The organism is Micromonospora sp. NPDC049051 (genome assembly GCF_043197575.1).
GTDB lineage: Bacteria > Actinomycetota > Actinomycetes > Mycobacteriales > Micromonosporaceae > Micromonospora.
Window position 1 is genome coordinate 25,823 of the sequence record NZ_JBICTL010000013.1, and the last position, 10,363, is coordinate 36,185.

The 10,363-nt window shown below is 76.1% G+C and carries 1 protein-coding gene; it reads right to left on the bottom strand.

Going from position 1 to position 10,363, the window contains the following annotated elements:
• Positions 1-4: 4 nt before the first annotated feature.
• Complete coding sequence (locus ACGFIR_RS30490; protein ID WP_393148770.1) at positions 5-10,363, bottom strand: SDR family NAD(P)-dependent oxidoreductase; 10,359 nt, start codon at positions 10,361-10,363, stop codon at positions 5-7.

Sequence of the window (10,363 nt, forward strand, 5' to 3'; positions counted from 1 at the left end):
ACTGTCATGAGATCCCGAGTTCGCTGTCGATGAGAGCGAAGACCTCGTCGTCGGTCGCGGATTCGATGTCGTTTCCGGTGGCTGCCGGCTCGCCGCCGAGCTTGGCGAGCACGTCCCGCAGTCGCAGCGACAGCCGGGTACGGGACTGCTCGTCGACGTCGCGCAGGACCGCCTCGAGGCGGTCGAGTTCGGCGAACGCGGAGAGCACCGCGTTGGCTCCGCCGGACTCGCCGGACAGCTCGGCCCCCAGGTACGCGGCGAGGGCCTTGGACGTCGGGTGGTCGAACACCAGCGTCGCGCTCAGCCGCAGCCCGGTCGCCGCGCTCACCCGGTTGCGCAGCTCGACCGCCGTGAGCGAGTCGAAGCCGAGCTCGTTGAACGGCCGGTCGGCGGCGACGGCGCCCGGGTCCGGGTAGGCCAGCACCCCCGCCACCTGGGTACGCACCAGGTCGAGCAGGATGGCCTCGGCCTCCTCGGGGCCCTGTCCCGCGAGCCGCTGCCGCAGGGCGTCGGCCGCCCCCGCGTCGGCGTCGGCCGCCCGCCTGGCGGGCACCCGGACGAGCCCGCTGAGCACCGGCGGCACCATGCCGGCGACGGCGCGTTCCCGCAGGGCCCGCTGGTCGAGCTTGATGGGCGCCACCATGCCCCCGGTACGCAGCGCCACGTCGAACAGCTCCAGCGCCTCCTCGACGGCGAGCGCGTCGATGCCGGAGCGCGACATGCGCCGCAGGTCGGCCTCGCTCAGCTGCTCGGCCATGCCCGCCTGCGCCCAGCGGCCCCAGGCCAGCGACACGCCCGGCAGTCCGTTGGCCCGCCGGTGCTGGGCGAGCGCGTCCAGGTAGGCGTTGCCGGCGGCGTAGTTGCCCTGGCCGGGCCCGCCGAGCACCCCGGAGGCCGAGGAGAACAGGACGAACGCCGTCAGGTCCCCGGTCAGCTCGTGCAGGTTCGTCGCGGCGTCGACCTTGGGTCGCAGCACCCGGTCGACCTGCTCCGGGGTGAGCGAGGAGAGTACGCCGTCGTCGACGACGCCCGCCGTGTGCACCACGCCACGCACCGGGTGCGCCGCGAGCAGCGCGGCGAGCGCGTCGCGGTCGGCGACGTCACACGCGGCGACGGTGACCTCGGCGCCCAGGGCGACGAGTTCGTGGCGCAGGTCGGCCGCGCCCTCGGCGGCGGGGCCGCTGCGGCTGGCCAGCACCAGCTCGCGGACCCCGTGCCGGGTGACCAGGTGCCGGGCGACGAGCCGCCCGAGCGCGCCGGTGGCGCCGGTGACCAGGACGGCTCCCTCGAACCCGGCCGCGTCGGCGTCGGCGGTGCCGCCGGCCCGGGCCAGGCGGGGCACCAGGACGTCGGCGCCGCGCACCGCGAGCTGCGGCTCGTCGGAAGCGAGCGCGGCCGGCAGACCGGCGTCGGTGTCCGCGTCGACGTCGACCAGGACGAACCGGTCGCCGTGCTCGGACTGGGCGGAGCGGAGCAGGCCCCAGGCGGCGGCCCCCGCCAGGTCGGTGACGTCGGCGTCGGGGCCGGTGGCCACGGCGCCCCTGGTCAGGACGGCGAGGCGGGCGGCGGCGAAGCGCTCGTCGGCGAGCCACCGCTGCGCCAGGTCGAGAGTCTGGTGGGTGGCCAGGCGGGCCCGTACGTCCTCCGTGGGCCCCCGGTCGACGGCGCACCGCGCCACCACCACCTCGGGCGTCGCGGCGCCCGCGTCGACGGCGGCGGCGAGGGCCGCCAGGTCCGGGTACGCGGTCGCGTCGAGGCCGTCGATCCGGGCCCCGAGCACCGCCACGGTACGCGGCCGGGACGCTCCGGCCAGCGGCGTCCACTCCATACGCAGCAGCGACTCGTGCCGGTCGCGGCGCAGGGCGGCCAGCTGTTCCGGCGACACCGGGCGCACCGCCAGCGCCTCGACGGTGGCCACCGGGGCGCCGGTCGCGTCGGCCAGGGTGATCGCCGCCGTGCCGTCGCCGGGCACGATCCGGGCCCGCAGCCGGTCGGCGCCCGCCGCGTGCACGGTGAACCCGCGCCACGAGAACGGCAGCACCGCGTCGCCGTCGCCGGTCGACGCCACCGCGTGCAGGACGGCGTCCAGCAGCGCCGGGTGCAGGCCGAAGCGGCCCGCGTCGTCGTGCGCCGCCTCGGGCAGGGTGAGCTCGGCGAACACCTCGTCGCCGCGCCGCCAGGCCGCTGTCAGGCCCTGGAACACCGGGCCGTAGCGCAGGCCGCGCGCGAACAGGTCGTCGTACGCGGCGGACACGTCGACCGGGTCGGCGTCCGGGGGCCAGGCCCGCAGGTCGGTGCCGGCGGTCCCGGCCGGGGTCAGCAGGCCCACCGCGTGGGTCGTCCAGCCGTCGCCGTCCTCTGCCCGGGAGTGCACGCCCACCTCCCGCTCGCCGTCGGCTGCCGGGGCGCCCACCGTCACGCGCACCTGGACGCCGCCGGATTCGGGCAGCACCAGCGGCGCCTCCAACGTCAGTTCCTCGACCCGGGGGCAGCCGAGCTCCCGGCCGGTGTGGGCTGCCAGCTCGACCAGCGCCGCGCCGGGCAGCAGCACCAGGTCCGCCACCGCGTGGTCGGCCAGCCATGGATGGGTGGCCAGCGCGAGCCGGCCCGTGAAGACCGCGCCGCCGTCCGGCAGTTCGACCGCCGCGCCCAGCAGCGGGTGGTCGGCCCGCGTCTGGCCCAGCCCGCTCGCGTCGCCGGTGCCGGTGCCCGGCCGGGGCCAGTACGGCTGGTGCTGGAAGACGGAGGTGGGCAGTTCCACGGTCCGTCCCGGCACCACCGAGGGCCAGTCGACGGGCGTGCCGCGTACCACCAGCCGGGCGAGCGCGTCGGCCACGGTCTCCGGTTCGGCGCGGCCCTTGCGGCACGCCGGGATCCACTCGCCGTCGGCCACGTTGCGGCCGAGCGCGGTGAGCACCGCGTCGGGCCCGATCTCCAGGAAGGTGGTGGCCCCGGACGCGGCCAGCGTGGCGACCGCGTCGGCGTACCGGACCGGTTCGCGTACCTGCCGCACCCAGTGGCCGGCGTCCAGGGTGGTGGGCCCGCCCGTGACCGTCGAGACCAGCTCGACGGCCGGCTCCCGGCAGTCCACCTGGGCCACCACGGCGCGGTACGCGTCGAGCATGGGGTCCATCAGCGGCGAGTGGAACGCGTGCGACACGGTGAGCCGCCGCGCCCGGCGGCCCTTCCCTGACAGCTTCTCGGCGACGGCGAGGGTGGCGGCCTCGTCGCCGGAGAGCACCACCGACTCCGGCCCGTTCACCGCCGCGATCGCCACGTCGCCCGACAGCAGCGGCGCCACCTCGTCCTCTGTGGCGCGTACGGCCACCATCGCACCACCGGCCGGCAGCGCCTGCATCAGCCGGCCCCGCGCCGCGACGACCTTCGCGGCATCGGCCAGCGACCAGACCCCCGCCACGTGCGCCGCCGCCAGCTCACCGATCGAGTGCCCCGCCACGAAGTCCGGCCGCACCCCCCACGACTCGAACAACCGGAACAGCGCCACCTCCACCGCGAACAACGCCGGCTGCGCCCACCCCGTCTGATGCACCTCCTCGGTGTCCAGCACCTCCCGCAACGGCCGCTCAAGGTGCCTGTCGAGTTCCGCGCACACCTCGTCGAACGCCGCCGCGAACGCGGGGAAGGCCATCAGCTCCGCCGTCATGCCGACCCGCTGCGACCCCTGCCCGGTGAAGACCATCGCGAGCTTCCCGCCGTCGGCCGTGCCGGTCACCACCTTGTCGCCGAGCAGCACCGCGCGGTGCGGGAACCCGGCCCGCCCGGTGGCGAGCGTGTACGCGACGTCGACCGGGCGCAGCGTCGGGTCGGCGGCGACGTGGGCGCGCAGCCGCGGGATCTGCGCCCGCAGCCCCTCCTCGGTACGCGCCGAGAGCAGCCACGGCGTGAACGGCACGTCCGGCTCGTCGGCCGGCGGCACCGGGTCGGCCTGCTCCAGCACGACGTGGGCGTTGGTGCCGCTGATGCCGAAGGATGACACGGCGGCCCGCAGCGGACGGTCGGCGGTGGTGAGCGGGACGGCCTCCGCGGCGACGCGTACCGCGCCGGCGGACCAGTCCACGTGCGGCGAGGGCTCGTCCACGTGCAGCGTCTGCGGGAGCACGCCGTGGCGCAGCGCCAGCACCATCTTCATGACGCCGGCGACGCCGGCCGCGGCCTGCGTGTGCCCGAGGTTCGACTTGACCGAACCGAGCAGCACCGGCGCGGTCCGGTCCTGGCCGTACGTGGCGAGGACGGCCTGCGCCTCGATCGGATCGCCCAGGGTGGTGCCGGTGCCGTGCGCCTCGACCACGTCGACGTCGGACGGGGACAGCCGCGCGTCGGCCAGGGCGGCCCGGATCACCCGCTGCTGCGACGGCCCGTTCGGGGCGGTGAGGCCGTTGGAGGCGCCGTCGGAGTTGACGGCGGAGCCGCGTACCACCGCCAGCACGGGGTGCCCGTGGCGCCGGGCGTCGGAGAGCCGCTCGACGACCAGCACGCCGACGCCCTCGGAGAGCGACGTGCCGTCGGCCGCGCCCGCGAACGACTTGCACCGCCCGTCGGGGGCGAGGTTGCGCTGCCGGGAGAACTCCAGGAAGGTGCCCGGCGTCGACATCACCGACACGCCCCCGGTGAGCGCGAGGGAGCACTCGCCGTTGCGCAGCGCCGAGACGGCGAGATGCAGGGCGACCAGCGACGACGAGCAGGCCGTGTCGACGGTCATCGTCGGGCCCTCCAGCCCGAGGGAGTACGAGATCCGGCCCGAGATCACACCGCCGGAGTTGCCGGTGGAGAGGAACCCGTCGACCGACTCGGCGGAGCCGCTGAGCACGGTGCCGTAGTCGTTGTACATGACGCCCGCGTACACGCCGGTGCGGCTGCCGCGCAGCGCGGTCGGGTCGATGCCGGCGCGCTCCAGCGCCTCCCAGGAGGTCTCCAGCAGCAGCCGCTGCTGCGGGTCCATGGCCAGCGCCTCGCGCGGGGAGATGCCGAAGAAGCCGGGGTCGAAGTCGGCCGCGTCGTGCAGGAAGCCGCCCCGGTCGACGTAGCTGGTGCCCGGGTTGTCCGGGTCCGGGTCGAACAGCGCGTCGAGGTTCCACCCCCGGCCGGTGGGGAACGGCCCGATGGCGTCGCCGCCGCCGGCCAGCAGCCGCCACAGGTCCTCGGGCGTACGCACGTCGCCGGGGAACCGGCAGGCCATGCCGACGATCGCGATCGGCTCGTGCTCGTGTCGCGCCGAGGCGACGTCCGCCGTCACGGTCCGCCCGCCGGCCAGCTGCGTCACCAGGTGCCCGGCCAGCGCCTCGGGCGTCGGGTAGTCGAAGACCAGCGTCGCGGGCAGCCGCAACCCGGTCGCCGCGCCGAGCTGGTTGCGCAGGTCGAGCGCGGTGAGCGAGTCGAAGCCGAGTTCCTTGAAGGGGCGGCCGGCCGGCAGCTTGTCCGCCCGGGCGTAGCCGAGGACGGACGCGACCCGGGTGAGCACCGCCTCCAGCACCACCTCGTGCCGGCGTTCGGCGGGCACCTCGGCCAGCCGCTGGGCGAGGGAGGAGCCGCCCACCGTCCGGCGGGCCGGGGCGCGGACCAGACCGCGCAGCAGCTCCGGCGGTTCCCGGTCGTCCCGGCCGAACGCGGCCAGGTCCACCGGCACCGGCGCCAGCAGCGCGTCGGCCGACCGGATCGCGGCGTCGAACAGCGCCAGGCCGTCCTTGCTGGACAGCTCGTCCATGCCGCTGCGCGCCATCCGGCTCAGCTGCGCGCCGCCCACGTCGGCGGTCATCTCGCTGCGCTCGGCCCAGAGCCCCCAGGCGAGCGAGTGGGCGGGCAGGCCCGCGGCGCGCCGCCGCGCCGCGAGCGCGTCGAGCAGCGCGTTCGCTGCCGCGTAGGCGCCCTGGCCGGGGCTGCCGAAGATGCCGGCAGCTGAGGAGAAGAGGACGAAGGCGGTGACGTCGCCGGCCAGCTCGTGCAGGTGCCAGGCCGCGTCCACCTTGGGCCGCAGCACCTCGGCGAGCCGGTCGGGGGTGAGCGTGGCGATGGTGGCGTCGGCCATCACGCCCGCCGTGTGCACGACGCCGGTGACCGGGTACGCCTCGATCAGCGCCGCCACCTGCTCCCGGTCCGCGACGTCGCACGGCAGGACGGTCACGCTCGCGCCCAGCTCTTCGAGTTCGTCGCGCAGCACCTCGGCGCCGGCGGCGGCGAGACCCCGGCGGCTGGTCAGCACCAGCTCGCGTACGCCGTGCTCGGTGACCAGGTGGCGGGCGACCAGCCCGCCCAGGGTGCCGGTGCCGCCGGTGACGAGCACCCTGCTCTCCGGGCCGAACACCGCCGGTTCGGCGACGTCCTGCTCGGGCACCCGGGCCAGGCGGGGCGCGCGCACCACGCCGTCGCGGACGGAGAGCACCGGCTCGCCGGTCGCCAGCGCCGCCGCCACCAGGTCGCCGGCGGTGTGGTCGGCCTCCAGCAGGACGATCCGCCCCGGGTTCTCCGCCTGCGCCGAGCGGACCAGACCGTGCACCGCCGCGCCGGCGAGGTCGTCCGGGCGGGTCACCACGACGAGCCTCGTCTCGGACTGGCGTGGGTCGGCGAGCCACCGCTGGAGCGTGTTCAGCGCGTACGCCGTGAGGTCGGGCACCGCGGAGATGTCGGCGGCGGCGGCGGTGCACGGCAGGAAGAGCGTGTCGGCGGCCACGTCGGCCAGCGCCACCGGCGGCGCGTCGAAGACGGCCGTGTCGCCCAGCGTCTGCCACGTGCCGCGCTCGCCCCGGCCGACGGTCAGCGGCACCTGTTCCAGCCGGAACAGCGACTCGACGAAGCCACTGCGCCCCTTGAGCGCCTGCGGGGCCACCGCGCGTACGGTCAGCGCCGCCACGGAGGCGACCGGGGTGCCCGTGTCGTCCGCGAGGAGCAGGGCCGCGCTGTCCGGCCCCGTTTTGGTGAGCCGGACACGCAGGCTCGTCGCGCCCGCCCCGTGCAGCGTCACGCCGCTCCACGAGAACGGCAGTCTCGCCGCGCCGTCGCCGGCGTCCCCGGCGAGGGCGTGCAGGGCGACGTCGAACAGCGCCGGGTGCAGGCCGAACCCGTCGACGTCGACGCCCTGCGGCAGGGCCACCTCGGCGTACGTCTCGTCGCCGCGCCGCCACGCGGCCCGCAGCCCCTGGAACACGGGGCCGTACCGCAGGCCGAGCCCGGCGAGCCGGTCGTACAGGTCGCCGAGGTCGACCGCCAGCGCGTCGGCCGGCGGCCACTCGGTGAGGTGTTCGCCCGCCGCCGTGGCGGGGGCCAGCACGCCGGTGGCGTGGCGCGTCCACATCCCGATCCGCGCCTCGCCGTCGGTCTGCCCGTAGACGCCGAGCGCACGGCGGCCGTGCTCGTCCGGCGCCTCCACGGTGAGCCGCAGGGCCACCCCGCCGTGCGCCGGAACGACCAGCGGGGCGGTGATGACGAGTTCCTCGACGGCGGGGCAGCCGACCTCGTCGCCGGCGCGTACGGCGAGTTCCACCAGCGCCGTGCCGGGCAGCAGGACGGTGTCCAGCACGGCGTGGTCGGCGAGCCACGGGTGCGTCTGGAGGCTGATCCGGCCGGCGAGCACGACGAGGTCCCGCTCCGGGACGGTGAGCGCGGCGCCGAGCAGCGGGTGGCCGACGACGTCGATGCCGAGGCCGCGCGCGTCCACGGCCGACGCCGCCGCGAGCTGCCAGAACCGCTGGTGCTGGAACGCGTACGTCGGCAGCGGGGCCGGGACGCCCCGGGTGTGCCGGGAGAGGTCGACGCCGACCCCGCGCACGTACGCCTCGGCGAGGGAGAGCAGGAAGCGGGACAGGCCGCCCTCGTCACGCCGCAGCGACGCGACGAGCGTGGCCGGCGCGTCGGCCCGGTCCAGGATCTCGCGCACGCCCATGCCGAGCACGGGGTGGGGGCTGATCTCCACGAGGACGTCGTGCCCGTCGGCGAGGAGGCGGTCGATGGCCTCCTCGAACCGGACCGTGCCGCGCAGGTTCGCGTACCAGTAGGCGGCGTCGAGGGTGGCGGTGTCGGCGACCTCGCCGGTGAGGGTGGAGTAGAGCGGCACGTCGGCGCGGCGCGGCCGGACGTCGGCGAGGACGCGCAGCAGCTCCTCCCGGATGGCCTCGACCTGCGCGGAGTGCGAGGCGTAGTCGACCGGGATCATCCGCATCCGGGTCCCGTCGGCCTCGCACGCGGCCAGCAGTTCCTTGAGCGCGTCGGGCTCGCCGGAGACGACGGTGGCGGCGGGCCCGTTGACGGCGGCGACCGAGATCGCCCCGTCCCACCGGGCGAGGCGCGCCTCCACCTCCGCCCGGGGTGCCGCCACGGAGGCCATGCCACCGCGTCCGGCCAGCCCGGCGGCGATCGCCCGGCTGCGCAGCGCGACGACCCGCGCGCCGTCGTCGAGGGTGAGCGCGCCGGCGACGACGGCGGCGGCGATCTCGCCCTGGGAGTGCCCCACCACGGCGGCGGGCCGCACGCCGTACGAGCGCCACAGCGCCGCCAGCGACACCATGACGGCGAACAGCACGGGCTGCACCACGTCCACCCGGTCCAGCGACGGCGCCCCGGGCACGCCCCGGACGACGTCCAGCAGGGACCAGTCGGTGAAGGCGTCGACGGCCTTCGCGCACTCGTCCATCCGGTCGGCGAAGACCTCGGCGGTGTCCATCAGCTCGACGGCCATGCCCGCCCACTGCGAGCCCTGACCGGGAAACATGAAGACGACCCGTGGCGCGTCGCCCGGCGCGGTGCCGGTGGCGACGCCGGGCGCCGGTTCGTCCGCCGCGACGGCGGCCAGGCCGGCCCGCAGTTCGGCGGGGTCGGTGCCGACGACGACCGCCCGGTGCTCGAAGCGGGTACGCGCCGCCAGGGCGGCGGCGACGTCGGCCGGGGCCGTGGGGTGCAGGTCGAGGTGGGCTGCCAGCCGGGCCGCCTGGTCGCGCCGCGCCTCGGGCGTACGGCCGGACAGCACCCAGGGCACCGGTCCGGTCGCCTCGGGGTCGGACCCGGTCTCCTCCCGCGCGGGCGGTTCCTCCAGGATCACGTGGGCGTTGGTGCCGCTGACGCCGAACGACGAGACACCGGCGCGCGACGGCTCGGTGCCCCGGGGCCAGGCGACCGCCTCGGTCAGCAGGTCGACCGCGCCCTCGGTCCAGTCGACCTGGTCGCTGGGGGCGTCCACGTGCAGCGTCTTCGGCAGCAGCCGGTGCCGCATGGCGAGGACCATCTTGATGATGCCGCCGACGCCCGCGGCGGCCTGGGTGTGGCCGATGTTCGACTTGATCGAGCCGAGCCGCAGCGGGCGGTCCCGGTCCTGTCCGTACGTGGCGAGGAGGGCCTGGGCCTCGATCGGGTCGCCGAGGGTGGTGCCCGTGCCGTGCGCCTCGACGACGTCGATCTGGTTGGCCGACAGCCGCGCGTTGGCCAGCGCCGCCTGGATGACCCGCTGCTGCGCCGGCCCGCTCGGGGCTGTCAGCCCGTTGGAGGCGCCGTCCTGGTTGACGGCGGTGCCGCGTACGACGGCGAGCACCGGGTGCCCGTTGCGCCGGGCGTCGGAGAGCCGCTCGACGACCAGCATGCCGACGCCCTCGGCGAAGCCGGTGCCGTCGGCGGCGGCGGCGAACGACTTGCACCGGCCGTCCGGCGAGAGCCCGCGCTGCTGGGAGAACGCGACGTAGGTCTCCGGGGTCGCCATCACGGTGACCCCGCCGGCCAGCGCGAGCGAGCACTCGCCGTTGCGCAGGGCCTGCACGGCCAGGTGCAGGGCGACCAGCGACGACGAGCACGCCGTGTCGACGGTGACGGCGGGCCCCTCCAGCCCGAGGGTGTACGCCACCCGACCCGAGGCGACCGCGCCGGTGGCGTTGTTCTCGGCGTAGTCGTGGTACATCATCCCGGCGAAGACGCCCGTGTCGCTGCCGCGCAGCCCGGTCGGGTCGATGCCGGCGTTCTCCAGGGCCTCCCACGAGATCTCCAGCAGCAGCCGCTGCTGCGGGTCCATCGTCAGCGCCTCGCGCGGGCTGATCCCGAAGAACTCCGGGTCGAACTGGGCCGCGTCGTGCAGGAACCCGCCCTCCCGCGTGTACGAGCGCCCCGGCGTGCCGGGCGTGGGGTCGTAGAGGTCGGCCACGTTCCAGCCGCGGTCGGTGGGGAAGCCGGTGATGCCGTCCCCGCCGGCGGCGACCAGGTCCCACAGGTCGTCCGGCGTCCGCACCCCGCCCGGGTAGCGGCAGGCCATGCCGACGATGGCGACCGGCTCGCGCAGCGTCGAGTTGAGCTTGCGGTTCTGCTCCCGCAGCCACTCGTTCTCCTTGAGCGAGGCCCGCAGCGCGGTGACGAGCTTCTCCTGCGAGTTGGCCAT